This window comes from Arthrobacter pascens (genome assembly GCF_030815585.1).
Taxonomy (GTDB): Bacteria; Actinomycetota; Actinomycetes; order Actinomycetales; family Micrococcaceae; genus Arthrobacter; species Arthrobacter pascens_A.
This window is the reverse complement of the sequence record NZ_JAUSWY010000001.1, coordinates 1,473,715-1,499,405: the sequence shown is the minus strand read 5'-3', so window position 1 is coordinate 1,499,405 and position 25,691 is coordinate 1,473,715. Positions and strand designations below refer to the sequence as shown.

Annotated in this window: 18 protein-coding genes; 6 read left to right on the top strand and 12 right to left on the bottom strand. The window is 63.8% G+C overall.

Features of this window, described 5'->3' with window-relative positions; translation table 11 throughout:
* The first annotated feature begins 173 nt into the window (after window positions 1-173).
* A complete protein-coding gene (locus tag QFZ30_RS06945) occupies window positions 174-1,424 on the top strand; it encodes an MFS transporter (RefSeq protein ID WP_307074710.1) in 1,251 nt (416 codons plus the stop codon).
* 87 nt (window positions 1,425-1,511) lie between these two features.
* Window positions 1,512-3,197 (top strand): hypothetical protein, encoded by a 1,686-nt coding sequence (locus QFZ30_RS06940; protein ID WP_307074709.1) that lies wholly within the window; start codon window positions 1,512-1,514, stop codon window positions 3,195-3,197.
* A 135-nt stretch (window positions 3,198-3,332) separates the two neighbouring features.
* Here the strand turns inward: QFZ30_RS06940 and ftsY are convergent, their stop codons facing one another.
* The 7 genes from ftsY to coaD form a co-directional block, all read right to left on the bottom strand.
* Window positions 3,333-4,547 (bottom strand): signal recognition particle-docking protein FtsY, encoded by a 1,215-nt coding sequence (ftsY, locus tag QFZ30_RS06935; protein ID WP_307074707.1) that lies wholly within the window; start codon window positions 4,545-4,547, stop codon window positions 3,333-3,335.
* Between the two features lie 63 nt (window positions 4,548-4,610).
* Entirely contained in the window at window positions 4,611-8,213 is a 3,603-nt protein-coding gene (gene smc, locus QFZ30_RS06930) for a chromosome segregation protein SMC (RefSeq protein WP_307074704.1), read from the bottom strand.
* Between the two features lie 97 nt (window positions 8,214-8,310).
* A complete protein-coding gene (mutM, locus tag QFZ30_RS06925) occupies window positions 8,311-9,306 on the bottom strand; it encodes a bifunctional DNA-formamidopyrimidine glycosylase/DNA-(apurinic or apyrimidinic site) lyase (protein ID WP_307074702.1) in 996 nt (331 codons plus the stop codon).
* A gap of 11 nt (window positions 9,307-9,317) precedes the next feature.
* Window positions 9,318-10,046 carry a ribonuclease III gene (gene rnc / locus QFZ30_RS06920; protein ID WP_307080107.1) on the bottom strand — a complete coding sequence of 243 codons (729 nt, stop codon included), beginning with the start codon at window positions 10,044-10,046 and terminating at the stop codon, window positions 9,318-9,320.
* 21 nt (window positions 10,047-10,067) lie between these two features.
* Window positions 10,068-10,271: a 50S ribosomal protein L32 gene (rpmF, locus tag QFZ30_RS06915; protein WP_009356569.1), complete on the bottom strand. Its 204-nt coding sequence runs from the start codon at window positions 10,269-10,271 to the stop codon at window positions 10,068-10,070.
* A gap of 36 nt (window positions 10,272-10,307) precedes the next feature.
* Window positions 10,308-10,832, bottom strand: coding sequence for a YceD family protein (locus QFZ30_RS06910; RefSeq protein ID WP_307074700.1), 525 nt, complete (start codon window positions 10,830-10,832; stop codon window positions 10,308-10,310).
* A 123-nt stretch (window positions 10,833-10,955) separates the two neighbouring features.
* Window positions 10,956-11,456 (bottom strand): pantetheine-phosphate adenylyltransferase, encoded by a 501-nt coding sequence (coaD, locus tag QFZ30_RS06905; protein ID WP_307074698.1) that lies wholly within the window; start codon window positions 11,454-11,456, stop codon window positions 10,956-10,958.
* Window positions 11,457-11,499: 43 nt separating this feature from the next.
* Between coaD and QFZ30_RS06900 the strand changes: the two genes are divergently transcribed.
* Together QFZ30_RS06900 and QFZ30_RS06895 are read left to right on the top strand one after the other, a co-directional pair.
* Window positions 11,500-12,729 carry an aminotransferase class I/II-fold pyridoxal phosphate-dependent enzyme gene (locus QFZ30_RS06900; RefSeq protein WP_307074696.1) on the top strand — a complete coding sequence of 410 codons (1,230 nt, stop codon included), beginning with the start codon at window positions 11,500-11,502 and terminating at the stop codon, window positions 12,727-12,729.
* On the top strand, window positions 12,729-13,514 hold the full coding sequence (locus QFZ30_RS06895; protein ID WP_307074694.1) for a spermidine synthase: 786 nt from the start codon (window positions 12,729-12,731) through the stop codon (window positions 13,512-13,514). The genes QFZ30_RS06900 and QFZ30_RS06895 overlap by 1 nt, the downstream gene beginning before the upstream one ends.
* 16 nt (window positions 13,515-13,530) lie before the next feature.
* Here the strand turns inward: QFZ30_RS06895 and rsmD are convergent, their stop codons facing one another.
* The 4 genes from rsmD to QFZ30_RS06875 all read right to left on the bottom strand — a co-directional run bounded on the left by rsmD (window position 13,531) and on the right by QFZ30_RS06875 (window position 18,587).
* Window positions 13,531-14,172: a 16S rRNA (guanine(966)-N(2))-methyltransferase RsmD gene (gene rsmD / locus QFZ30_RS06890; RefSeq protein ID WP_307080105.1), complete on the bottom strand. Its 642-nt coding sequence runs from the start codon at window positions 14,170-14,172 to the stop codon at window positions 13,531-13,533.
* 63 nt (window positions 14,173-14,235) lie between these two features.
* Complete coding sequence (locus tag QFZ30_RS06885) at window positions 14,236-16,521, bottom strand: ATP-dependent DNA helicase RecG (RefSeq protein ID WP_307074692.1); 2,286 nt, start codon at window positions 16,519-16,521, stop codon at window positions 14,236-14,238.
* The gene (locus QFZ30_RS06880) at window positions 16,511-17,551 is read right to left on the bottom strand and encodes a DAK2 domain-containing protein (protein ID WP_307080103.1); all 1,041 of its coding nucleotides are present in this window, start codon (window positions 17,549-17,551) and stop codon (window positions 16,511-16,513) included. Before QFZ30_RS06880 ends, QFZ30_RS06885 begins: the two co-directional genes overlap by 11 nt.
* A gap of 22 nt (window positions 17,552-17,573) precedes the next feature.
* The gene (locus QFZ30_RS06875) at window positions 17,574-18,587 is read right to left on the bottom strand and encodes a thiamine-phosphate kinase (RefSeq protein WP_307074689.1); all 1,014 of its coding nucleotides are present in this window, start codon (window positions 18,585-18,587) and stop codon (window positions 17,574-17,576) included.
* 728 nt (window positions 18,588-19,315) lie between these two features.
* On the opposite strand from QFZ30_RS06875, the gene wecB reads away from it, so the two are divergent.
* Both wecB and QFZ30_RS06865 read left to right on the top strand, forming a co-directional pair.
* On the top strand, window positions 19,316-20,458 hold the full coding sequence (gene wecB, locus QFZ30_RS06870; RefSeq protein WP_307074687.1) for a non-hydrolyzing UDP-N-acetylglucosamine 2-epimerase: 1,143 nt from the start codon (window positions 19,316-19,318) through the stop codon (window positions 20,456-20,458).
* A gap of 67 nt (window positions 20,459-20,525) precedes the next feature.
* Window positions 20,526-23,204 carry a heparinase II/III domain-containing protein gene (locus tag QFZ30_RS06865; RefSeq protein ID WP_307074685.1) on the top strand — a complete coding sequence of 893 codons (2,679 nt, stop codon included), beginning with the start codon at window positions 20,526-20,528 and terminating at the stop codon, window positions 23,202-23,204.
* 98 nt (window positions 23,205-23,302) lie between these two features.
* Here QFZ30_RS06865 and QFZ30_RS06860 read toward each other — a convergent pair whose 3' ends face one another.
* Entirely contained in the window at window positions 23,303-25,555 is a 2,253-nt protein-coding gene (locus tag QFZ30_RS06860) for a heparinase II/III domain-containing protein (RefSeq protein WP_307074683.1), read from the bottom strand.
* Window positions 25,556-25,691 lie beyond the last annotated feature (136 nt).

The following is a 25,691-nucleotide window of genomic DNA, read 5'->3' as shown; positions in this document are numbered from 1 at the left end:
CTTTGCGTTCTGTAAAGAGTTTGTCTGCGCTGTGTTTCGCCCGCGGAGGATTTACATTGCGGGCTTGTTACAACAACCTCTAGGAAGTAAATGGTGCATATCTGGCTTGTTACGGTTATGTTTCATCACTCCCGCCGGCACCCGTTAACCCAAACTGCAAGGACACCCGCACCATGACGGCAACAACACGTGCGAGTGGCGCCACCACGCGGATTTTGTCCCTCCTGCGCCGTCAACGGCCCAAGCTTCCACGCGACATCAAGGTGATGCTGGCCGCAGCGTTCCTCATCGCCCTCGGATTCGGCCTTGTTGCGCCTGTGTTGCCACAGTTCGCCACTACCTTCGGCGTCGGAAACACCGAAGCGGCGGTGATTGTCGCCATCTTCGCGTTCATGCGCCTGGTGTTCGCGCCCGGGGGCGGTGCATTGATCGGCCGCCTTGGCGAACGCCCTGTGTACGTGGGCGGGCTGCTCATTGTGGCGGCCTCGACGGCGGCCTGCGCCTTTGCCCAGGACTACTGGCAGCTGCTGGTGTTCCGTGGCCTCGGCGGAGTGGGCTCTGTCATGTTTACCGTGGCCTCCATGGCGCTGGTGGTCCGGCTGGCACCGCCTGAAAGCCGCGGCAGGGTGTCCGGCGCGTACGCGTCCGCTTTCCTGATCGGCAACGTGTGCGGGCCGATCGTTGGCGGCATGCTGGCCGGCTTCGGGCTGCGCGTGCCCTTCCTGGCCTATGCAGCGGCTCTGGTGCTCGCGGCCGCTGTGGTCCAGACGCAGCTTAGCCATGAGCCATCCGACACCCGGTCCGCCGGGACCCGGCCACCCGATATGCGTTTCGCCGAGGCGCTTGGCCAGGGCACCTACCGTTCGGCCCTGCTCTCCAGTTTTGCCAACGGTTGGGCCACCTTCGGCGTGCGGATGGCCACCGTTCCGCTGTTTGCCGTGGCGGCACTGGGGTCCGGCCCGGAAGCTGCGGGCCTGGCGCTTGCGGTCTTCGCCGCGGGCAACGCCGCCGCCTTGGTCTTTTCCGGCAGGCTGGCGGACAGCCTGGGCCGGCGGCCAATGATGGTTTCAGGGCTGCTGGTCACCGGGATCTCCACAGCATCCATCGGGTTCACCCACGAACTGGGATGGTTCCTCGCAGCCTCGGCGCTGGCCGGCGTCGGGTCGGGCCTGCTGGGACCGGCCCAGCAGGCCGCCGTCGCCGACGTGATCGGCAATGAACGTTCCGGCGGCCGCGTGTTGGCCGCGTACCAGATGACAGCAGACATCGGCGCGATCGTGGGCCCTATCCTGGCGGGCGTGCTCGCCGACCGGCTTGGCTACGGCTGGGCTTTCGGTGTGACCGGCGGCGTTCTGGTGTTGGCCGCTGCAGCGTGGATGGTCACGCCCGAAAGCTTCCGGTACCAGTCCACCGCGAAGCCCTGACTCCCCGCCCGGCGCCGCGGTCCACGGGTCACCCCGGCTTTGGCTAACCTAGAAGGGACCAACTAAAACCCGCGGAGGTACTGCCTTATGGCGCCAATCGACCATTCACCTGAGAATTCGGCTACCCCCGACCCCTCTGGCCAAGACTCCGCTCCAGCGGGCAGCAAGAAGCGTTCGCGGCTGATCGCCGCCGGAGCAATCGTCGCCGTTATAGCAGCAGCCGCGGTGGCCATCCCTTTGACTTTCGGCCCCCCGTCGCCGGCGCCGGAGCCCGCCGCCTCGAACACGGCCACCGCCAGCGAAACCGCAGAAGTGGGAACACCTGTCACCTACTACGAGCAGGCCGGGCCACCAGCCGGGTCACCGTTGGAAAAGGTTGAGCCCCTTGAGGTGAGCGTGTCCAAGGACCTTGTCGGCACCTCCCTGAACAAGGGCCTGATAGGAATCTCGCTGGAGGCCACGGACCTGGCTGACCCCGACTTGAGCGGCGACAACGCCTCGATGGTAAAGCTCCTCAAGGAGGTCGACCAGCCGGTCCTCCGGTTTGGCGGGAACGCTGTGGACCGTCGGTTCCTCTGGACGTCCTCCAATGAAACCCTCCCGTCCAGCTACCGTGGGGACAAGGCGCATCCGGTCGCAGCAGTCGGCCCGGCGGACCTCACCCGGCTCAAGACGTTACTCGACGCAACGGACGCCAAGGTCAGCCTTACCGTTGACCTCGGGCATTACGACCCTAACCGCGCAGCGGACATGGTCAAACACGCCTCGGAAATCTTCGGTGACCGGCTGCTCAGCGTCACGGTGGGCAATGAGCCCAACGGCTACGCCTTCAACGGTGTAAAGACCGACGGCTACAGCCTCGACCAGTACGTCAGGGAGCTCAAGGATTACGCCAACGCGATCTATGCTGTTGCCCCGACTGTGCCCATTTCAGGTCCGGGCGCCTATGACCAGAAGTGGTGGCAGCCGTTCATCGATGCGGACATCCCGCAGAAGAAGATCCTCTCGTTCCACAACTACCCGCTCTACAGCTGTGACGGAAGCGACCCCCAGGGCTCGCCCACCATGGCTAACCTGATGAGCCAAAACATGCATGACCGTGCCGCCGACTACCAGCGGTCGGCCCATAAGGCCGGCCAGGCAAGTGACCTGGAAACATGGCTCCCGGAAACCGGGATCGCAGCCTGCCCCGGGTCGAACGAGACCTCGCGTACCCATGCTTCCGCACTCTGGACGGCCGATTACGCGCTCAACGCCGCGCAACTGGGGATCGCGAGGATCGGATTCCACAGCTCCCTGCTCACGTGCAAGGGCGGCCCGCCCATGTCCGTCATCTGCAGCGCCGGCACGTATCCTCAGGGCAACGGCACTATGTCCGGTCGGGCCAACTTTTTTGGTCTCTCCATGGTGGCCGAACTTGAGGCCGGAAAGTTCATGAAGCTGGACAGCTCCGGTGGTGGCCTGGCGTTCAGCTACGCACTGCAGAACGCGGACGGTAGCACCACCGTGGTCATCGTCAATGAAAACGATCCTGAAAAGGCCGCCCAGACAGATGTGACGCTGAACCTGCCGGGCAAGCCCGTGACCGGCACCATGACCCAGCTCACCGGCCCCAGCTACGGCGCCGAGGACAGCACGGTGATCGATGGGGCCAAGTCGGAACCGACACCGCTGGCTGAACGCGCCACGGTCCCCGGCTTCCAGTACAAGTCCGCAACACAGGGCTTCAAGCTGACCGCCGGCACCGTGACCGTTCTCAACTTCACGTACTGACAATTCCGCGGCAATACACAGCTAGCCATACAAAAGTGCCTCCGCTTCCTGACAGGAAACGGAGGCACTTTTGTATGGCGGGACCAGACGAGGCGGGCGCGAACAGGACACCGCCCAGAGCTTCAGGTCAAGGGCTCAGTTCAGCAGCGCGTCAACGAAGCTCTCGGCCTCGAACGGAGCGAGGTCGTCCGCGCCTTCGCCGAGACCGATCAGCTTGACGGGCACGCCAAGCGACTTCTGGATCGCGACGACGATCCCGCCCTTGGCGGTGCCGTCCAGCTTGGTCAGGACGATGCCGGTGATATTGACCACCTCAGAGAAGACGCGTGCCTGGTTCAGCCCGTTCTGGCCGGTGGTGGCGTCCAGTACCAGCAGTACCTCGTCGACTTCGGCGAGTTTTTCGATGACGCGCTTGACCTTGCCAAGCTCGTCCATGAGGCCCACTTTGTTCTGCAGGCGGCCGGCGGTGTCGATCATGACCACGTCGACCTCCTGCTCGATACCTGCCTTGACCGCCTCATAGGCAACGGAGGCGGGATCGGCGCCGTCGACGTCGGACTTCACTGTGGGGACGCCGACGCGCTGGCCCCACGTTGCCAACTGCTCGGCCGCGGCGGCGCGGAAGGTGTCCGCGGCGCCAAGGATGACGTCCTTGTCCTCGGCCACGAGCACGCGCGCAAGCTTGCCTACCGTGGTGGTCTTGCCCACGCCGTTGACGCCGACCACCATCATGACGGCTGGTTTGTCCGCGTGCCTGTCAATGTGCAGGCGGCGGTCCATGGTGGGATCCACCAGCTTGATGAGTTCTTCGCGAAGCAGCGCCTTGACCTGCTCGGGAGTCCGGGTGCCGAGCACCTTCACGCGCTCCCGCAGGGCATCCACCAGCTGCATGGTGGGCTCGGTACCGAGGTCGGCCAGAAGGAGGGTTTCCTCAACTTCGTCCCAGACGGCTTCGTCGATGGTATCGCTGGAGAGCAGGGCCAGCAGGCCTTTGCCCAGGATGTTATTGGAGCGGACCAGTCGCTCACGCAGCCGGGTGAGGCGGCCCGCCACCGGAAGGGGCGTCTCGACCTGGATCGTTTCCAGGCCTGCTGCGTCGTCAGGGACGTCGGTGGTTTCCAGGTCCTCAACGCCGACGCCGGCAGGCGACTGGCGTTCTGCCGGCACCACCGGGGCGTCCTCCAGCAGGGTTCCGCCGCCGGTGCCCTGAGGGCGGGCAGGATCGTTCGCGTCGCGGCTGCCCGGGTACTGGTTGATGTTCTTCCGCGTCTTCATCAGGACCGGAATCAGCCCGCCAAGAACCGCCAGGGCAGCAACAATGGACAGAATAATGGGGAGGATGTCATTCACTCCCCTAGCTTCTCACAAACGAAGCAGGCGTTTTCCGCGGACGGGAGGGACGCGGTCAGGCAGCTACACCTCTCCGCCCATCCGCTGGCTGATGACGGTGGAGACGCCGTCGCCGCGCATGGTGACGCCATAGAGCGCGTCTGCCACTTCCATGGTCCGTTTCTGGTGGGTGATCACAATGAGCTGGCTGGACTCCCGGAGTTCCTCGAAGATGGTGATGAGCCTGCCGAGGTTGGTGTCATCAAGGGCCGCCTCCACCTCATCCATGACGTAGAACGGTGAGGGCCGGGCTTTGAAGATGGCCACGAGCAGGGCGACGGCGGTGAGGGAGCGTTCCCCGCCGGAGAGCAAGGAAAGCCTCTTGATCTTCTTGCCGGCGGGGCGTGCCTCCACCTCGATGCCCGTGGTGAGCATATCGGAGGGGTCCGTCAGGACAAGACGGCCTTCCCCTCCAGGGAAGAGGCGCGCAAAAACCCGTATGAACTGCGCCTGGGTGTCCTCGAAGGCCTCGGCAAAGACCCGCTGGACGCGGTCATCGACTTCCTTGATGATGTCCAGCAGGTCCTTGCGGCTGGCCTTCAGGTCCTCCAGCTGCGTGCTGAGGAACTGGTGGCGCTCCTCAAGGGCTGCGAACTCCTCCAGCGCGAGCGGATTCACCCGGCCGAGGCTGGACAGGTCACGCTCAGCCTTCCTGAGACGCTTCTCCTGCTCCTCACGGACAAAGGGCTTTCCAGCGGCCACCGGCGTGCCGTTGTCATCGACAGGAGCCCTGAGAGCTGCCCACTTGTCCCCGCTTTCCTCGGCAGGCACGGGCACCGGTACGTCGGGGCCATAGTCTGCCACAAGCATGTCGGGGGTAATTCCGAGTTCCTCGATGGACCGGGTTTCAAGTGCGTCCACCCGGGCACGCTGCTGGGCGCGGGCCAGTTCGTCGCGGTGCACCGAATCGGTCAGTTCCGCGAGTTCGCTGGCGAAGGCGTCGTTGGCCGTCCTGCATTCCAGGAGCCCGCGGTCCCGCTCCTCGCGGTTTTCTTCCGCGAGGTCGCGTTCGTGCCGGGCCAGCTCCACGGACACATCGATGGAGCGCGTGGCCAACTCCACGGCCGCTGACACTGCGGCGGCGCGCCGGGCCTGGATCCGCCGGCGCCGGGCCCGTTCCGCTGCCTCTTCCCGTGCACGGCGTTCCGTGGCAGCGGCGCGCTCCAGTGAGGCTGCCCGGTTCCTGGTTGCCGCCAGCTGCTCTTCGGCGCTGCGGAGCGACAGCCGGGCGTCCATCTCGGCCGAGCGGGCAAGTGAGGCAGCAAGGGCCAGGGCATCCCGTTGTTCGGTGGACGGTTCCTCCTCTGCGGGAGATTCCTGCGCGGCAGCCAGCCGTGCGGCAATGGCCGCGAGGGCTTCTTCCTCTGCGATCACGTTGGCCTCGGCTTTGGCAAGGGAAGCGGCCAGCCTGTCGCTCTCGCCCACAGCGCTGCGCAGGACGGAATTCAGGTGGCCCAACCGTTCAGCGACCGCCGCCAGCCGTGCGTCGGATTCGTGCAGCCGTTCCAGGGCCGAGTCGGCCCGGTCCTGTGCCTCTGCCCGCCTGGCCTCAGCGCCGGCCAAGGCGAACCTGTTCCGTTCCAGGTCCGCTGAGACGGCGGCAAGCCGGGCTTCGGCGTCGTCGACGGCGGCCTGTACCTCCAGTAGCGACGGCGCCTTCGCCGATCCTCCGGTGATTGTCAGTGCGGTGAAGATGTCGCCTGCCAGGGTAACGGCGGTCAGTTCGGGCCTGTCTGCAACCAAGAGGGCAGCTGCCTCCAGGTCGTCAACCACGGCGACCCCGGCGAGGAGGGCAGCGACCCCCCACTTGCTGCCGCCCGAAGCCGAAACAAGGTCGACCGCGCTCCGGACACCTTCCGGAAACGGTCCGGATTCTGCGCCGCCCTGTCCGGGACCCTGTCCTGCGGAGGCAATCGCCGATTCCAGCAGCAGCGAGGCGCGTCCGGCGTCGTCGTCCTTGAGGAGCTGCACGACGGCGGCAGCTACCGCCGGATCCCGCACCACAATGGCCTCGGAAGCGTCGCCGAGCGCCGCTGCAATGGCAGTTTCGAATCCTGCCTCAACGGTCAAGCCGGACGCGAGCGTTCCGGCGACGCCCGGCAGTCCGGAGTTGAGGGCGTGTTCTGCGCCGTCCTTCCGGTTCAGCCCGAGCTGGAGCGCATCCCGCCGCGCTACAAGGGCATCGCGTTCGCGGACAGCTTCCGCCACGGCAGAGGTAACGTCCGCAATCTCCTGGAGCACCGCATCGAGCTCCGTGCTGGCGTCCTCGTAGTCGGCGTCGAGGGTTTCCTCGCCTTCCTCGACGCCCGCAACCTGGGTCTCCAGCGCGGTGAACTCCACCTGTGCGTGGCGGCGCCGCTCCGCACCGGCCTTGAGGGATTCCCTCAGCCTGCCCAGCTCAGCCTGGGCGGATTCCACCCGTGATCGTGCCGCACCCACCTGACCGGCGAGGCGAGCCAGGCCTTCCCGCCGGTCGGCTGCCGCACGGAGCACAGCGGTGAGCCGTTTCTCTTCGGCAAGGGAGGCCTGCTCCGCTTCCGTTTTGGCCGCGGTGGCGGTATCAAGGGCACTGCGCTTGTCCAGGATGTGGCGTTCGAGTACCGTCAGTTCCTCGCGGACACGGGCTGCCTGCCGTTCCAGCTGCTCGGGATCCCGGCCGGAGTACGGTTCCGCGTCCACCGAGCCGAGCAGCCGGCTGCGCTCCTGGGCCAGGGAGCCCAGGGAGCGGAGCCGTTCGCGTGCTGTGGACAGCCTGTACCACGTGTCCCGGGCGGCGTTGAGCCTGGGGGTTGCCTCCGCGGCCAGCTGTTCCAGGGCCGCCTGCTGCCTGCGTCCGGATTCCAGCTCCTGCTCAACGACGGCGCGGCGGGCCTTGAGGGCAGCTTCATCCGCCACGTCCTGCGCCAGTGAACCCTGCAGCCGGACGAGGTCATCGGCGAGCAGCCGGGCGCGGGCGTCCCGGACATCGAACTGGACGCGCTGGGCCCGGCGGGCCACTTCAGCCTGCTTGCCCAGCGGGGTGAGTTGCCGCCGGATCTCCCCGGTCAGGTCACTGAGGCGCTGCAGGTTGGCCTGCATAGCCTCCAGTTTGCGGACAGTCTTTTCCTTGCGGCGGCGATGTTTGAGGATTCCGGCGGCTTCCTCGATGAAGCCGCGGCGGTCCTCAGGTGTGGCATGGAGAACCTTGTCCAGCTGGCCCTGGCCCACAATCACATGCATCTCCCGGCCGAGGCCGGAATCGGACAGCAGCTCCTGGATGTCTAACAGACGGCAGCCGGCCCCGTTAATGGCGTATTCGGAGCCGCCGGTGCGGAAGAGGGTGCGCGAGATGGTGACCTCGCTGTATTCGATGGGCAGGGCACCGTCGGTGTTGTCAATGGTGAGGGAGACGTGGGCACGGCCGAGGGGTGGCCGCCCGGACGTGCCGGCAAAAATGACGTCTTCCATCTTGCCGCCGCGAAGGGTTTTGGCACCCTGCTCCCCCATTACCCAAGCGAGGGCGTCCACCACGTTGGACTTGCCTGAACCGTTCGGACCCACCACGGCGGTGACGCCGGGCTCGAAATCGAAGGTCGTGGCGGACGCAAACGACTTGAACCCCCGGACGGTCAGGCTTTTGAGGTGCAAGGTGTTTCGGATCTCCTGAGTGGCTGAAGCGGCTGCTCTGCTGGCCTAAATCTACTGCGTCGTGGCGGATTTCCGCGGATTTGCGGTGCCTGTCCGTCTACCAGCGCCCGTTCCGCGGCCGCGGCTGGCAGACGGGACAGGTGTAGGAGGAGCGGTTCATGAACTGTTCGCGGCGGATGGTCGCGTTGATTCCGGCGGCGGCACAGCGAACGCAGAATTGTCCTTCCCTGCCGTAGGCGTTGAGCGAACGGTCGAAGTACCCGGAGGCACCGTTGACATTCACATAGAGGGAATCGAAACTCGTCCCGCCTGCGGCCAGGGCGTCCAGCATTACCTCCCGCGTGCAGCCGAGGACCCTCTCAGCCTCTGCCCGGCGAAGGGTGTCCGTTGGCCGGGCGTAATGGAGCTTTGCCCGCCACAGCGCTTCATCTGCGTAGATGTTGCCAATGCCGGACACCAGGCCCTGGTCCAGCAGGGCCCGTTTGAGGCCTGTCTTCCGCTTCCGGAGCCGGCGGTAGAACAGCTCAAAGGAAAACGCCGGGTCCAGCGGGTCCCTGGCGATGTGGGAAGCTTCCTCCGCGATGAGCGGAAGGGGGGATTCGGCAAGGCCACCCGGGCCGCCGTCGTCCGTGGGGACCATCGAGGTGATGAACAGCCCGCCGAAAATACGCTGGTCCACAAACCGGAGCTGTTCCGGCATCCCCTCCCGTGGACTCAGGCGCAGCCTGACTTTGAGGTGCTTCTCATCAGGCACGCCGTTGTCCTGCATCAGGAGTTGGCCGCTCATCCCGAGGTGGGCCATGAGCGCGACGGCGGGAGGACGGGTGGTGTGCGCGGCTCCCGTTGCGTCCGGGGAAGCATCTGCTGACGCGCCGTTCGATTCAGCATCCAGCAGCGGCATCCAGAGGAACTTTCCGCGCCGGACGACGTCCAGTACGGTGGCTCCCGCCAGGTTGCCGGCGAAGTCCTCAGTGCCCAGGGCGTGACGGCGGATGGACCGCTCGTCCAACACGTCCACTGCGTTGATGGTCCGGCCCCGGACCCACTTCACGAGTCCGCGGCGGACAACTTCCACCTCGGGGAGTTCCGGCACAGCGCGGCCGCCTAGATGCTGGCGGCGGTATCTGCGGAATCGTCCGCAGCCACTGCACGGGCCGCTCCTGAAAGCACCCTCCACGCGTCGGCCGCAGCTTCCTGCTCCGCTTCCTTCTTGGAATGGCCGGTTCCCTTGCCGTGCGCGGTGCCACCGATTTCCAGGACCGCCCGGAACGTGCGGGCATGGTCCGGTCCGGATCCCTCCACGGCGTAGTGGATGCTGCCCAGCTGCCGGCTGGCTGCCAGCTCCTGGATGCTGGTCTTCCAGTCGGTTCCGGCGCCGAGGGCGGCTGCGTCCTTCAGGAGCGGGCCGATGAGACGCATCACCAGCTGGCGGGCAGTCTCGATGTCGTTGGACACATAGGTGGCACCGATCAGTGCTTCCATGGTGTCCGCCAGGATGGAGGCCTTGTTCTTGCCTTCGGTGAGCTTTTCGCCCTGTCCAAGGTAGATGTAGTCGCCGATGCCCAGGCTGCGGCCAATGCCGGCCAGGGCACGGGTGCTGACCACTGCGGACCGGCGTTTCGCAAGGTCACCTTCGGGCAGCGTGGGATTGTCCCGGTACAGGGCATCCGTCACGGAGAAACCCAGGATGGAGTCACCCAGGAATTCCAGCCGCTCGTTGGTTGGTATCCCGCCGTTTTCGTACGCGTAGGACCGGTGCGTGAGCGCAAGACGAAGCGTCCCGGCGTCAATGGAGACACCGAGACGCTTCAGAAGCTCTTCAGTTGAAGACATCATGTCAGCCTTAATGGCCGATTAGACGTCTGCGACCTTGCGTCCCTTGTACTCAAGGAACAGCGCAGTGCCAGCCGAGTCGGTAACGACTTTTGCCTGGTGCGGCAGGCTGTACGTGACCTGGCCGTTCTCGACAGTCTTCACCAGGTGGGGGGCAGTTGCCTTCCACTGGGAGCGGCGGGCGCGGGTATTCGAGCGAGACATTTTCCGCTTCGGGACAGCCACGGCTAACTCATTTCTCTCTAGACAAACACTTACAAATCAGTTTTGCCGGTCAGGCTTAGCCAAGTCAGCTAGGGCAGCCCAGCGAGGATCCAGGACCTCGTGGTGATGCCCCGGCTCGTCTTCCAGGCGTACTCCACATTCGGAGCAAAGGCCCTGGCAGTCTTCCCGGCACACCGGCTGGAACGGCAGCATGGTTACAACTGCGTCCCGCAACACCGGCTCAAGATCGATCAGATCGTGCTCGACTCGACGTTGCTCTTCTTCGTCTTCTTCGTCCGAGAATTCAGCATCCTCATAGAAGAAAAGTTCTTGCACATCCACCTCAAGGTCATACGCAAGGGGATCCAGGCATCGGCCGCATTCGCCAGTTACTTCGACGTTTGCAGTCCCTGATACCAGAATTCCTTCGTGTACGGCCTCCAGCCGCAGGTCCAGCTCGACATCCGAGCCTTCCTGCACACCAATGAGTGCCACACCAAGATCACCTGGTGCGGGTACATGTTCTGTCAGTGTCCGCATGCTTCCCGGGCTGCGCCCGAGGTCCTTGACGTCGAACGCCAAGGGCGAACTAGCATCTCGTTTAATGAGAACTCCTGTTGAACATATGACCGACGTACCATCTTAGCCTGAAGACCAGTGTGGACTCAAACCAGGCCTTGGAAGGCCCTCAAGTACCGGACTAGCCTACCCTCTCTGCTCCTTGTCAGGCGCAGACTCGCCAGCCAGCATCCTCTTTTGCACCGACCGGGGCACGTAGTCGGAGACGCTGCCACCCAGTCCGGCGACTTCCTTGATGAGGGTCGAGGACAGATGCAGGTAGTGCGCCTCAGCAGGCAGGAAGACAGTTTCCACGCCGCTGAGCTGGCGGTTCATGGTGGCCATGGGAAGTTCGTAGTCAAAGTCGGACGAGGACCGCAGACCCTTCACGATCGCGGACACCCCCCGTTGGCGGCAATATTCCGCCAGGAGTCCCTCACCCACGGGCTCCACCACTATGCCTTTCAGGGACGCCAGGGTTTCCCTGGCCATATCGATCCGGTCCCCCAGGCTGAACCTGTACTTCTTCGCATAGTTCGTGGACACGGCCACGATGACCTCGTCAAACAGGCCTGCGGCCCGCGCAATGACCTCGAGATGGCCGTTGTGGATGGGGTCATAGGATCCGGGGCAGACAGCTCGTCTCATGCTCCGAACCTACCGTATCCGGAGGCCGGGATACCATGACTGGATGCATCCACGAAGGGAAGTTTTCACGGCCGCGGCTCCAGCCCCTTGGCAGCGGGCGGCGGTCGGCGCCAACCTCCTCGGGCCCGACGGCGGACTGGGCGTCACCATCTTCGAAGAGATGACCACACTGGCGCTGCAGACCGGTGCCATCAACCTGGGACAGGGCTTCCCTGACGAGGACGGCCCGGCGGAAATTAAGGCAGCGGCCCAGGCAGCCATTGCTGCAGGCGCGAACCAGTATGCGCCGGGCAAGGGCATCCTGGAGCTGCGGGAAGCTGTTTCCGTACACCAGCACAGGTTCTACGGGTTGGCCCCGGATCCGCAGACAGAGGTCCTTGTCACCACCGGCGCCACGGAGGGCATCGCGGCGTCGCTGCTGGCATTCACCGGGCCCGGCGATGAGGTGCTGACTTTCGAGCCCTTTTATGACTCCTACGGCGCGGTGATCGGGCTGTCCGGTGCCACCCATGTAACGGCGCCGTTACTGGCGCCCGACTTCTTCCCGGACATGGACGCCCTCGAGGCTGCCTTCAGCGACCGCACCCGGGTGGTGCTCCTGAACAATCCGCACAATCCCACTGGGGCGGTGTTCCCGCGCCGCGTGCTGGAGCGAGTGGTCGAACTTGCCCGGCAGCATGACTGCCTCATCATTACCGATGAAGTCTATGAACACCTGACCTTCGGTGTCAGCCACGTTCCGGTGGCCAGCCTGCCAGGGGCCGCGGACAGGACTGTCACCATATCCTCGGCCGGAAAGACGTTTTCGTTCACGGGCTGGAAGATCGGCTGGCTGACCGGCCCCGAAGGGCTGGTGTCCGCCATCCGCACGGTGAAGCAGTTCCTCACGTACAGCTCCGGGACACCGTTCCAGGCCGCCATTGCAGCGGGCCTGGCGCTTCCGGATGAGTTCTACGAGGGCATCTCGGCCGGCCTCCGGCACAAACGCGACATCCTGAGCGAGGGCCTCCGTGCCGCCGGATTCGATGTCTTCACGCCCCAGGGGACCTATTTCGTGAATGTGGACACTGCGCCCCTGGGCATCAGCGACTCCGTCGACCTGGCCCGCAGGCTCCCGGCGCTGGTAGGCGTTGCAGCTATCCCCGTCCCCGTCTTCTGCCATCCGCAGGGCGCTGAACGGACGCGCAGCCTGCTCCGGTTCGCGTTCTGCAAGAAGGTGGAGGTCCTGGAAGAGGCGGCCACCCGGCTGGCTGCCCTCAGCGGAAAGCTCTGATGCCCCAGGGCAGCAGCTCACGGTCCAGATACCTGCGGACCACAGGCCAGCACGCCGCGATTGAGCCGGATGCCTTCACCGAGGGCGCCTACATCCTCAGTATCGGAGGGGCAGAACAGTCGCATGTGAACCTTGAGCATCCCGAGGAGATCTTCTACGAGTACCTGCGCAGGATCGGCCACCTGGTGGATCTGGCCGCACCGGCCGGAAAGCCGATCACGGCGTTGCACCTGGGCGCGGGCGCACTGACCCTGGCACGCTACATCCAGGCCACCAGGCCCGGTTCCACCCAGTATGCGGTGGAGCTGGAGCGGGAGCTGCTGGATTTTGTGCTGCAGCAGCTCCCGTTGCCCGAAGGAACCGACCTGCACGCTGTCATCGGCGACGCCCGTGACGCGCTGGCGGAACTGGACCCGGAACTGCGGTTCGACGTCGTGATCCTGGACATCTTCTCCGGCCCGGACGCTCCAGAACATATCGCCTGCACTGACTTCTACCGGGAGGCCCGCACACGGCTGACGCCTGACGGGCTGCTGATCGTGAACGTAGGAGACGAAGCGGGCCTCACCCTGGTACAGAGCCAGGCGGCCGCCATGCGGCGCGCCATGACCGACGTCGCGGCCTTCGCTGAAGCAGGGATGTTCGCTGGCCGCTACCCCGGCAATATCATCCTCGCCGGAACGCAGACCCGGTGGCCCGCGGAGTGGACTGCGGAACTGACAGCGCGCGGTCCTCACCCGGCAAGGGTCCTGGCCGGAGTGGATCTGGATCCACTGGCCGGTTGAACGTCAGCTTCCGCCGTCAGTTGTCCCTGTCCGTCCGCCCGTGCCCGTCAAGCCCCTCGTCAAGAGGTTCGTCCCCTTGGATCGCGTCAGGCACCGAGGGCTCCGCAAACCAGAGCCGGGTTTCGCCATACTTCTTTTCCGCAAAGCGTTCCATGCCCTCCGGCCAGCCGGGTTCCGGCGAACGGGAAGACCGCTCAACAACCACCACGGCGGACGGCGCGAGGTGGCCGGAAAGCTTGTCCAGCACCGCTTGCAGGGCCGGTTCCTCCAGCGGATACGGGGGATCCAGGAAAACCAGGTCCCAGCTGGTGCCATCGACGGCGCGCTCCAGGAAAGACTCCACCTTCGAACGGTGGACCGTCACGGCCTTCCGTCCGATCACACCGTTGATCAGGTCCGCATTACGCTGGCACACGGCACTTGCCTTGGCATCGAACTCGACGAGGTCGACGGCCTCCGCGCCCCTGCTGCCGCTCTCCACGCCCAGCGACCCGGATCCTGCATAAAGATCCAGGACCCGTGAACCCGCGATGATGCCGAACGCGTCAAGCCGGGAGAACAGCGCTTCCTTCACGCGGTCAGTGGTGGGCCTTGTGAGGGAACCTGGGACACTCACCAGCGGGGTGCCGCCAGCGGCTCCCGCAATAATCCGGCTCATGCCCGGCCCCGGCCCAGTGTTGCGCACGTTCCGGAAATTCCGGCTCTTCCGTTCGCTGCCGCGCTATCCGCGTTCAAGGAACGCCTCCTTCTCGGGGTTCAGATATTCGTCGATTGCCTCAGCCAGTTGCGGGTGGCGCACCAGGGCAGGGTCCTGGCCCACAATCTCCTGGGCGTCCTCCCTGGCGCGGGCAATAATGTCTTCGTGTTCCAGGACCCTGAGCAGCTTCAGGGTGGAACGGCCGCCGGACTGGGAGGCACCCAGGATGTCGCCCTCGCGCCTGAGCTTGAGGTCTTCCTGGGACAGTTCAAATCCGTCGGTGGTGGACGCCACGGCGTCCAGCCGGCGGCGGCTCGGATGGCCAGGTTCCAGCGTGGTCACCAGCAGGCATGTTCCGGGCAGTCCGCCGCGGCCAACGCGGCCGCGCAACTGATGCAGCTGGGAAATGCCGAAGCGGTCGGCGTCGAGAACGACCATCAGGGTGGCATTATGGACGTCGACGCCCACCTCGATCACTGTGGTGGAGACCAGCAGTTTCGTCCGGTTTGCCGTGAAGTCGGCCATGGCCGCCGACTTGACCGCCGGGTCCTGCCGCCCGTGGAGCGGCGCCAGCGGGACACCGGTAAGTGCCGGCTCCCCTTGGAGATGTTCGACGACGGCGGTCACGGACGCGAGCTCGCGGGCGGCCCCGTCGCCTTCCAGGTCCGCCGCGGCTGGTTCCGCTTCCCCCGGACTGAAGTCGCCGTCGTCGTCCGTCCCGATTCTTGGGCACACCACATACACCTGGTGCCCGGCGTCGATCTCTTCCCTGGAACGGGACCAGATGCGGCCGGCCCAGCCAGGGTTTTCCGCGAGCCCCACCACGTGGGTGGAAATGGGGGCCCTGCCGGCCGGGAGTTCGTCCAGCACCGAGGTTTCCAGGTCGCCGAAGACCGTCATGGCCACGGTCCGGGGAATGGGAGTGGCTGTCATGACCAGGAGATGCGGCGGCTTGTTGGCTTTGGACCTCAGAACATCGCGTTGCTCCACTCCGAACCGGTGCTGCTCGTCCACCACAATCAGGCCAAGGTCATAGAAGGATACGTTGTCGCTGAGCAGCGCGTGCGTCCCGATCACGATCCCGGCCGTACCGGACGCGGCATCCAGCAAGGCCTGCTTGCGGGCAGCGGTGGGCATGGATCCAGTGAGCAGAGTGACCTGCACGGCATCGCCGGCCAAACCGCCCAGCAGACCGTCCCGGGACAGCATCGGATCGCGTGAGAGCGGACCAAGGGTGCGGCGGATTGATTCGAAATGTTGGGCGGCGAGGACCTCGGTGGGTGCCAGCAGCGCTGCCTGTCCCCCGGCATCGACCACCTGCAGCATCGCCCGGAGCGCCACGATGGTCTTACCGGATCCCACCTCGCCCTGCAGCAGGCGGTTCATGGGGGTGTCCTGCCCGAGTTCCGCAGAGAGCGTCTTGCCGACGGCGGCCTGGCCAGCCGTGAGGGTGAAGGGGAGCTGCCTGTCGAAGGCCGCCAGCAAACGGTCCGCCACCGGGCGCCGGGCTGTGGCTTCCTCGGCCGCAAGCTGGGCACGGCGCCGGGCCAGGGCCGACTGCAGCACCAGCGCCTCCTGATACCGGAACCGGTCCCTGGCATGCTGCCAGTCGGCGGGTGACTCGGGCGCGTGGATGAGCTGGTACGCCTCGGCGACCGGCAGGAACTTTTCCCGGGCGGCAACTGCTGCCGGAATCGGATCGGGAAGTTCGCTGAGATCCACGGTTTCCAGGAGCGTGGAGATGACCTTCTGGATGGACCAGCTGGTGAGCTTGGCTGTGGCGGGATATACAGGAATGGGCATTGCGGCCAGCTTCTCCGGGTCCATCCCAGGGGTGTCCGGGTCCTCGTCCAGCAGGTGGAAGTCGGGGTTGGTCAGGCCCAGGTGGCCGCCGAAGCTGGTGACTTTACCGGAGAACAGGGCGCGCCGTCCCGGCAGGAGCTCCTTTTTCGCCCGGAAGCCGTTGAAGAAGCTGATTTTGAGCGTGCCGGGCACCTTGCCGCGGTAGTCGCTGCCGCCGACCAGCCGGAGCCCCGGCTTCCCGTCGTCGTCGGAAATGACGACGTCGGTGATGGATCCACGGCGTGCACGCATCTGGCGGGTGCTGTTGGACAGGACCCGGGCAATGAGGGTGACTTCCTCATCCAGCGGGACCTCGCTGATGAGTGTCAGTTCGCCCCTGTTCAGGTAGCGGCGCGGGAAGTAGTTCAGCAGGCTCCCCACGGTGGTGAGCCCGAGATGCTTTTCTATGACGGCAGCGGACCTCTTGCCGATCCGGCGTTCAAGGCCCAGGTCAAGTTCAGCGCTCATACCCATTGGAGTTCACTGGATCTGCTTCGGGGTCTCGGGGAAGGGCGAGCTCGCTGACTGTGATGTGGGAGGGGTCCCCGAGCGAACGGATAAGCCGGACGGCCGGGTCCGGGTCAGGGACATGCACATGGACGCGCCAACGGTAGTTGCCGTCTGTATCCGAGCCAGCCCCCACCTGACTCATAATGACGGACTCGCCGATCTCGTCCAGCCGCTGCCTGAGCGTGGCCGCGTTGAGCGGTGAAAGGCTGATGGTGCACATGACTTCCACGCCGTCGTCGTCCGGCATGTCGTTGTGGATGTGGGGATCCTGGACGTCGTAGCCGTGCAGCCCGTCCAGGAGCTCGCTTTGCAGTTCCTGGCCCAGGACGGCTGAGCGGAGGCAGTCCAGGATGAGCAGCATGCCTACGCCCCCGGCGTCGACGACGTGCGCTGCCTGAAGGGCTTCCAGCTGGCCCTCCGTGCGGATCACCGCCGCCAGGGCACCCTCGACGGCCGCATCCAACGCCAGGCCAAGGGCGTGGTTGCTGTCGTCGCCGTTCTGCCCGGAGTCCACCGCCGCGGCGGCGCGGGCTGCCGCTTCCATCACGGAGAGCATGGTGCCGGGCACAGGGTCGCTCAACGCCGACCAGGCACGGATCTGGGCGCGGTTAAGGGCAGCGGCCAGGAGGGTGGATGTCAGGCGGGTGTGCCCCACCAGCGGCTCGGCGGCGGCGCACAGGAAAACGGAAAAAAGAGTCCCTGAGTTTCCCCGGGCCTGCTCCATGGCAGCCTGTCCGGCCGATGCCAGGACCGCCCCGACGTCGGTCGGGCCGGCCTCGGCCTGCCCTGTGCTGACCTGTCCTGTGTTGGTCTGCCCTGTGTTGATCTGTCCCGGCCCGTTATTGTGCAGGGCCCGCGCTGCGGCCCGGACAGTGAGGTAGAGGTTTGTTCCGGTATCGCCGTCCGCAACCGGGAAGATATTGATGGCATTAAGGCGGTCGCTGTGGTTGCCAAGAGCTGTTTCGGCCTTGCCCAACCACCGCTTCATCGCTTGCGCGTTGGCGGCAACCTTAGTCTGCAAAGTGATCCCATCCCCCGGTGCCAGCGGCCTGGCCCGCTATTTTGACGCCCGGGCTTTCGTTGGTCCCCAAGGCTTGTACTGAGCCTATCGCAGTGAATCCGGCAGGCAGCTGAATGCCCGGAGGGAATGTGGCCAGGAGGCTGTGGTCCTCTCCCCCGCCCAGCACCCAGGCCAGCGGGTCCATGCCGAGAAGGTCCGACGCCGGCGCCAGGCTTTCCGCCAGATGTTTCAGTTCGCGGGGATCCAGGTCAAGGACAGCACGGCTGGCGTGCGCCAGCCGTGCTCCGTCCCGGATCAGGCCGTCCGAAATGTCCAGCATCGCAGTGGCACCCGCTGCCCGGGCCAGCGGTCCGGCGGATAACGGCGGCTGCGGCCTGCACTGGACATCAAGCAGTACCCGCTGTTCGGGTTTGAGGGAATGGACGTCCGCCTCCGATTCCAGGAGAGCCAGTCCGGCGGCTGCCCGCCCCACTGTGCCGGCGAGTGCTAGGACATCACCGGGACGGGCGCCGGAGCGCAGGACGGCCCGTCCTCCGCTGAGCGTCCCCAGGACGGCGACGGTGACAGAGATTTCCCGGCCGCGGCCCAGGTCTCCTCCCGCAACGGAGCAGTCGACGGCACCAAGCTCCCGGATCCCGGCCGTCAGGCCGTCGGCCAGGTCCTCCACCCAGCTGACCGGCGTCTCCGGCGGAAGAGTGAGGCTGACTACCATGGACGTGGCCGTGGCACCCATGGCATTGATGTCGCTGAGATTCTGCGCGGCGGCCTTCCAGCCCACGTCATACCCCGTAGTGCGGTAACCGTTCGTCCACTCGAGCCGGAAGTCCTGGTCCTGCACCTGGGTGTCGATGCTTATGACGGTCCTGCCATCGGGAGCAGAGACAATGGCGGCATCGTCTCCCGGGCCCAGCAGGATGCCGGGTCTGTGGTCCAGGCGCGGGAAGATCCGGGCAAGGAGACCGGACTCGGAGAGTTCGGCAACGGTCAGCTGTTCATCGGGCACGCGTCTACGCTATCGCCTTGGGCCGCCATTGAAGCATCGCACCGGCCCCTGGACCTGCAGAGTGCATCAGACGGGGACCACCGGCGAAGATCTTTCGGGCACACTTTTTAGCGCTGTTCGCGGTGTGGTTCACGGCGAACCTTGTGCTGTTAACTTGCCGGCTCCGCCGGTGTCACTGCGGCGGTCCGTGATCGAAACGGGCGCCTTCCCGGACGTGAATCTGCGCCCGGAATGCACCGTACTGTCGGGTTGAAAACCAGCCGACGGGTGAGCCCGGCTCCCATCCCGCTAGAATCAACGGGGCAACCTGCCGGCCTGAAAGGAGTGTGTGTTGGAACCGTGTGAGAACAACGTCCCTGCGGCGCCACGCCACCTTCGGCGGCGGCGCTTCTGGCAACCGGCCTCCAGCGAGGGTTTTCCAGCTAAGCCGCAAGCCTCAGCGGGCATACCGGCCGCGGGGTCCGCATCGCGGCCTTCGCCCGAAGCTGCAGCGCCGGCACGTGAGTCGGGTGCAGCTCCGCGGAAACCGTTTGACCGCAAGCAGGTTAAGAGGAGCATCGCTTTGGCTGTGGTAATCCTCACGTGTCTGGCGATCGCTGCGCTGCTGTTGGCATTGATCTTCTGGCCCTGACTCCAGTGCAATGTTCCTCCCCTTTTTAGGGGAACCCGCGCCCTGTCCCGTAAAGTTCAACGCGTTGCCATAACCAAAGCCGCCCAGGGGGAAACCAATGCCCGTAGTCATGCCCATTTTCGGCACCCGCCCAGAAGCCATCAAGATGGCCCCGATCGTCACCGCGCTGCAGGAATCCCCCCACTTCGATTGCTTTGTCACTGTCACTGGGCAGCACCGGGAGATGCTGGACCAGGTCAACGAAATCTTCGGCATTGTGCCTGATCACGATCTGAATATCCTCAAGCAGGGCCAGTCACTGTCGGCAATCATGACCCGGACCATCGACGGGCTGGATATGCTGTTTGCCACCAACAAGCCGGACGTCGTTGTGGTCCAAGGTGACACCACCACGTCCACCGCCGGCGCCATCGCAGCGTTCTATCACGGCATCCCCGTGGTTCACGTAGAGGCGGGGCTCCGCAGCGGCAACCTTTTCTCACCTTTCCCCGAGGAAGCCAACCGCAAGATCACCAGCCAGATCGCCAGCCTGCACCTCGCGCCTACGAGCGTCAGCAAGGCCAACCTTCTTGCTGAAGGCGTCAATGCTGCGGACATTGTGGTAACCGGCAACTCTGTCATCGACGCCCTGTTGACCACCGTTGGCAAGGACATCCCCTTCACAGACCCTCAATTGGAGGAATTGGCGGCCAGCGGCCGCAAAATTCTTCTGGTCACCACGCACCGCAGGGAAAACCAAGGCGACGCAATGCGCGGGGTCGGACGGGCCTTGGCGCGCATCGCCGATGCCGAACCCGAGCTTGTCATTGTCCTGCCGGCCCACAAAAACCCCGTTGTACGGGAGGCTGTCCTCCCCGCAATCGAAGGCAAGCCCAACGTTGTTGTGACGGAGCCCTTGGCCTACGGGGAGTTCACCAGGATGCTCGCGCTGGCACACATTGTCCTGACCGATTCCGGCGGCGTCCAGGAAGAAGCCCCCAGTCTGGGCAAGCCGGTGCTGGTGATGCGGGACAACACCGAACGCCCGGAGGCAGTCGACGCAGGAACGGTGACCCTGATCGGTACCGACGAAGAGCGTATCGTAAAGGAAGTTGACCGGCTCCTCCACGACCAGTATCACTTCGATTCGATGGCCAACGCAGTTAACCCTTATGGCGATGGTAAGGCCTCGGAACGAACTGTCGCCGCAGTGGCACACCTGCTTAACCTCGGAGACAGAATCTCCGAGTTCGGTCAATGACCCGATCGGCCACTGCCGGTACCCCTGCCGGGCCCGGCGTGCTGGAACTTACACAAGGACGTAATCGATGACGGATCAGCTCGACTTTGAGTTGATGAAGGAGGCGGTGGCTGACCAGCTACCCCGAACAGCGCATCAAACGGCCAGGACGCGCGCGGAACGCTTCCTGCAAGAGGGAATTATTGTCAGTCCCCGCTTTGGTGACCTGCCGTACCGCGACGGAGAGATATGGGCAGACTCGAGCCAGCGGGCGCGGGCGCGCTTCGTTCATGGCTTCATTTTCTTCTCGGATTGGCACAAAACCGTCCTGAGCGACCCGGAAGTCGCCTCTGCGTATGCTGAAGCCGCCATACGCATAGCTCGGAAGTGGGCAGACACCTATCGGGACGGCCTAGTGCTCCCGACTGTTTCGCATCACGACGAAACGACTGCGCAGCGGCTCATCCAGCTAACGGCTCTTCTCCTCCAGCTTGACGACCTGGTATCCAAGGAGGAATCCAACTGGCTGTTCGGACTGGCCATGGACACGGCGCGTCTCTTGGCCTCCGAGGAGTTCCACTCGGCGGGGAATAACCACGGGATGTTCCAGGATCTCGCCCTCCTCTACTTCAGCGTGATGGCTGATTCCATTGCGCCTCCTGAGCGTCGTCATTTTTTTGATACTTCGATTGTGAGGCTGCACTCGTACTTCTCGTCGTCCTTCACATCAGAGGGCGTGCACATCGAAAACACTCCGACCTATCATCTGATGGTGTCCAAGCACGTGCATGGTGTTCTGGATATCCTGTCCCAGGTCCGTCATGAGCATTCCGGCTTTTACCGTTCGCTCCTGGACAAGGCAGCAGAGTACGCCACCCACGCCCTTATGCCGGATGGGATGTATCCGCCCATCAGCGACACCTCCCAGCAGTTCGAGTCTGCGGCCGCGAGGCAGAACATTTTCGACAGCGAAGAGTTTGTCTTCGCCGCCTCCGGAGGGAAGCTCGGCTCCCGACCCAGCCGCAGAACCCTGGTGCTGCCTGACTCGGGGTATGCGATTTATCGGAGTTCCTGGAATGACCCGAAGGCTACATTTGCTTTCTTTTCCGCCGCTTACAACGCTAATTACCATAAACACTCAGACGATTTGAGTTTTTTCCTCCGCAGCGGAGGTGTCGATCTGCTCTCAGAAGCGGGCGCCTATGGTTACGACTACAAGCATCCTCTAACGAAGTACGCCTACTCGTCGTACGCACATAACTGCCTCGTAGTAGACGGGATCTCACTTCCACGAACAGACAAGTCCAGCCACCTGACGACGCTGGAGTCTGAGAAGGTAGGCAATGACGGTTTCAGGGTTACAGGCCGCACCGAGCGTCTACGAGACACAGCCCACACCAGGACTGTAGAGATTCAGGAAACGGCTGGAATTCCTGAAATAAACCTCACTGACGTCGTCGAAAGCCGCGGCCAGCACTCTTACGAGCTGATTTGGAATCTGGGCCCCGACGTCGAACCGGTGGTTCACGGCCACGGTTTTGAACTTTTTCATAACGGTATCAAGCTCATGGACCTCCACTTTGACGCCGATGTGCCTACCAAGATTTCGCTGCATAAAGGGGAAAAACGTCCGAAGTACCTGGGCTGGCGATTTCCAAGCTTTGGCAAAGCCGTTGCCGCCCCCGCTATCCGGATTACTTTTGCCGGTAGTCGTGCAAAACTTGCGACAAGGATCCGGCTGGCGAATTTCACCTACCGCGACCGGGGCCTCAACGATAAATCGCTTGCCTGGCGGCGCAGCCAGGACGGGATCGGGCTTAACCATCTAACGGTTCCAGCACAGTCCGAAGCGGGCTCCCAGAAGCTCGCTGTGATCTTCAGCGCCATCCATCAAGCTGGCGACTTCACATACAACTACAAGAATTCCATTGACAGAGTGGGCGTGCACGCACTCTACATTCTCGATGATTTCGGGGACCAGGGGTCGTATTATTTGGCCGATCATGGCGACCGTTCCATCTTCGACGCTGTGCAGAGGCTCATCAGCAAGGAACTTTCCCGTTTGAACCTAGCTCCTGGGGACCTCATCACGGCGGGCTCGTCCAAGGGCGCGAGTGCAGCAATTCTCCATGGTGCGGCGGCAGGAGCAGGCCGGATCATCGTGGGAGCCCCGCAGGTGAAAATTGGATCGTTTCTTCGGCAACCGCACCCAAACATACTCGAGTTCATAACCGGGGACACATCGGAAGAGGCTGTCAACCGCTTGGACGGGGTTCTGTTCGATGCGGTGAGCAGCATGAGCGACACCACCCGGCTCTCCATCTTGGTCGGAGAAGCCGACCACCACTACCGGAACCACGTTCTCCCGTTGAAAGCGCACGCGGATACGCGGGGCAAGAACGTGGAACTCACCGTTCTGCCCGGGCTGCCCCACGCCGAAATCGGAGCTGTCTACAAAAACTTCCTAACTGAGAACCTCCAGCAGGAGACTCTCGGTACCTGTGAAGAAACCGTGCCGTACATCTTTCACACGATGAAGGGTCAGCCCGGAAGTCTCGCCCTGCAGGTGCAGGTTCCTGCTGGTTGGGAAGTCGCCTGCCGTCTTTTCAGCGGTTCTCAAGTAATCGCCAAGACATCCTATGCAGGGGACGGCATTGCGGAGTGGGAGGCACTGCCGGCAGGAAAGTATAGAGCCAGGGTCTATCTCAGAAATGCTGAAACCAGTGAGGTTCGCCCGTTCACCACCCCGTGGTGCACCATCGCTTGACATACTGACCTCAAAGGATCTCGCATGTGGCCCTAAGCCCCAAATCCAGGCTACCCCTGACCGTGAGGGTCAGGGGATTGCGGCTAACGGCACGTCTCTTAGTAGGCCGTCGTTGTGAGGTCCAGGCTCTGCACCTGAGGCATGGACAACTTGACGATGGTCAGGGCTTGGCCTTCAGGGCCTTTTTCCGGAGCAACCTCAGCTGTGATGGACGAGCCTGTTGGAATACCGGCAAACCGTAAAACCAGCATTTGGCCGTTGCGGCGCAGTACAGCGCGGTCCGTTCCCAGGCTGACTGAGGCGTCGGTCACCCACTGCCAAACCAGATCTTTGCGCTCCGTCATTCGAACTTCGTCCTTGAGCACGGTGCTTGTAGTTCCGTGCGAAACGGAGCGCGTTGCCGTAGATGCCCCAGGGAAGGCTTGGCGAAGGTCGACGGATGCAGCTGAAGCCGATGCGGAGGTAACCGGGGCAACTGCAGTCATCGGCTGGTTTACGCCCTTCACCATCAGGGTCGAGTGGGCGGAGGTGCTCGGCTTCCAGAACGTCCAGCGCATGGAATCCGAGTAGTAGCCCGGCGGCGCACTGGTCGGTGCGCCGGGGTCCACGGACCACTGCACGCCCTTTCGGTAAATTGAAGCCGTCCCTAAATCGAGATGGGCGTGGTTGGCGCTGTTGTTGCCGCCTTTGAGTGTTGCGGTACTGCCGCTTAGGTGCAGCGCCGCAAATCCCGTCTTCGGGTAAAGCACAGATTTTTTGGTGGGCACGGTGCCGGGTTTCGGAGTCCACCACATTAGGTAGGCGTCGGGCTTTTGTTTGAGTTTTTCCGCCACCCACGCCGAAACTCCTGCGTCATTGCGAACATAAGCGTCCCAAGCTGGCATCAATGGACTCAGCTCTGTGGGCAGAGCGTCAGCAAATGGGGTCGGACGCCCGTCAGGACCAGTGCTGTTCAGCGCGTATTCCGAGACCTTTGCCAGTGAGGGCATGGACACCGGCGGAACTGCGTACACATTGGGCAACGTGGAGTAAAGAACGGCGATCGCGCGGCTTTGGTAAGTCCAGTAGCCAGGTCCTTCTTGTGTCCCACCGTCAGCAGTGATATGACGCAGTGCAGGTTGGATCGACTCGAGGGACTCCTTTGCCAGTGCCGCCGCACGTGCTGGCGATTTCTTAAGAAAGACGGCTGCGGCAACGATGTTGGCTGAATTGTGGATCGCAGCAATGTTGGTCGGGGCGTCCACGAAATTTTCTTTGTCCGCCTGCAGGCAAGTCTGGGGACCGAGCCAGCGGACCAGGACAGTCTCTTCCATCCCAGTGGATTTCGTCCAGTCTGTAGCGGTGGCCGCCGCCAGGAGCAGATGGGATGATGTCAGGGTATTCATGCTTTCCGGTCCGGCAGCGAGGATCTTTCGTGCTTCAGACGCCAGGACGTTACGGGAAGCAGTGTCGCCACCGGACAACCAGCCGTAGCCCAAGCGGGCGATACGGGGAACGTAAGCTCCCTGCAAGTCCGCCAGCGGCAAGGCAATAGCTGCTTCGGACTTTGCGGAGCGGAGCATCTGTTCGTGGATGGCCTTCAGGGAAGCGTCGGCGTTTGCGCGGGAACCCGCGCTGGCAATAGTCACTTTGTTTGTCGCGACACCAGGGCCATCGGTGGGAAGCACCGGATTGAAGGCTGTACCGGCAGACGGCAGTGCGCAGCCGCCTGGGAAACCGACCCATCCTGAGATGGACGGTATTGTGCCGGAGCCGTTCTGCAGCGCACCCAACCAGGCAGGAGATTTCAAATCAGGCGCGGCAAGCGGTTTGCCAATCACTCCAAGCTGGACGGCCGTATCCGCTGCCAGCTGCGTAGTGAAAGCGCTGGCTCTCTCCTTTGTGGCAGCGTAGGTGGTGAGGGAGATTCTGGATACCGTCAGGTCGTCGAAGGCCGTGATGGCGACTCTTTGCTGTGCTTCCCGCAGGTCCTCCAGCACTTCCAACTGTTCCGCGCTCTTGCGCACTGTGGCTGCACGTGTGGCCTCTGCCTGCATGCGCACAGCCACCGCATCCATGGCCGCCTGGGTAGTGGCCACAGTCAGCGCGTCGCCTACTTCCTTAAGAGACGCAGTCCCCGATGCGATCGCGTCTTTTACAATGATGCCGTTCGTCCGTGCGAGCTCCGCAAAGAAAGGACGGGCGTTTACATAGTCTTGCGCCGCTTTATATGAGACCTGCCTGAGGGCGGCGCGCTGCTCGCTAAGAGTCGCCGCTGCCGCCGGACTGGCCAAAAGACCGGACGCCGCCACCGCGAGTAAAAGGCCTGTGGCAGCCTGTCGAACGAAACGCATCGGGGGTCGTGACCGCACGCCCCTATGATTGTGGGGGGCGAATAGCCGTACGAACGACTTCATGTGACAGGACTCCATGATGGCGGGGGGGCGAACATCGATTTCCGAAAACACGGCCTCAAATGGCCCTTCCGAGGGGCCAGCCGACTTGTTT

Excerpts from the sequence above, each read along its gene's own strand:
- coaD (WP_307074698.1), bottom strand. The coding sequence starts at position 11,456 with ATGAGACGAGCTGTCTGCCCCGGATCCTATGACCCCATCCACAACGGC.
- QFZ30_RS06940 (WP_307074709.1), top strand. The coding sequence starts at position 1,512 with ATGGCGCCAATCGACCATTCACCTGAGAATTCGGCTACCCCCGACCCC.
- QFZ30_RS06880 (WP_307080103.1), bottom strand. The coding sequence starts at position 17,551 with ATGAAGCGGTGGTTGGGCAAGGCCGAAACAGCTCTTGGCAACCACAGC.
- QFZ30_RS06900 (WP_307074696.1), top strand. The coding sequence starts at position 11,500 with ATGCATCCACGAAGGGAAGTTTTCACGGCCGCGGCTCCAGCCCCTTGG.
- QFZ30_RS06895 (WP_307074694.1), top strand. The coding sequence starts at position 12,729 with ATGCCCCAGGGCAGCAGCTCACGGTCCAGATACCTGCGGACCACAGGC.
- QFZ30_RS06945 (WP_307074710.1), top strand. The coding sequence starts at position 174 with ATGACGGCAACAACACGTGCGAGTGGCGCCACCACGCGGATTTTGTCC.
- rsmD (WP_307080105.1), bottom strand. The coding sequence starts at position 14,172 with ATGAGCCGGATTATTGCGGGAGCCGCTGGCGGCACCCCGCTGGTGAGT.
- QFZ30_RS06885 (WP_307074692.1), bottom strand. The coding sequence starts at position 16,521 with ATGAGCGCTGAACTTGACCTGGGCCTTGAACGCCGGATCGGCAAGAGG.
- rnc (WP_307080107.1), bottom strand. The coding sequence starts at position 10,046 with ATGTCTTCAACTGAAGAGCTTCTGAAGCGTCTCGGTGTCTCCATTGAC.
- QFZ30_RS06865 (WP_307074685.1), top strand. The coding sequence starts at position 20,526 with ATGACGGATCAGCTCGACTTTGAGTTGATGAAGGAGGCGGTGGCTGAC.
- wecB (WP_307074687.1), top strand. The coding sequence starts at position 19,316 with ATGCCCGTAGTCATGCCCATTTTCGGCACCCGCCCAGAAGCCATCAAG.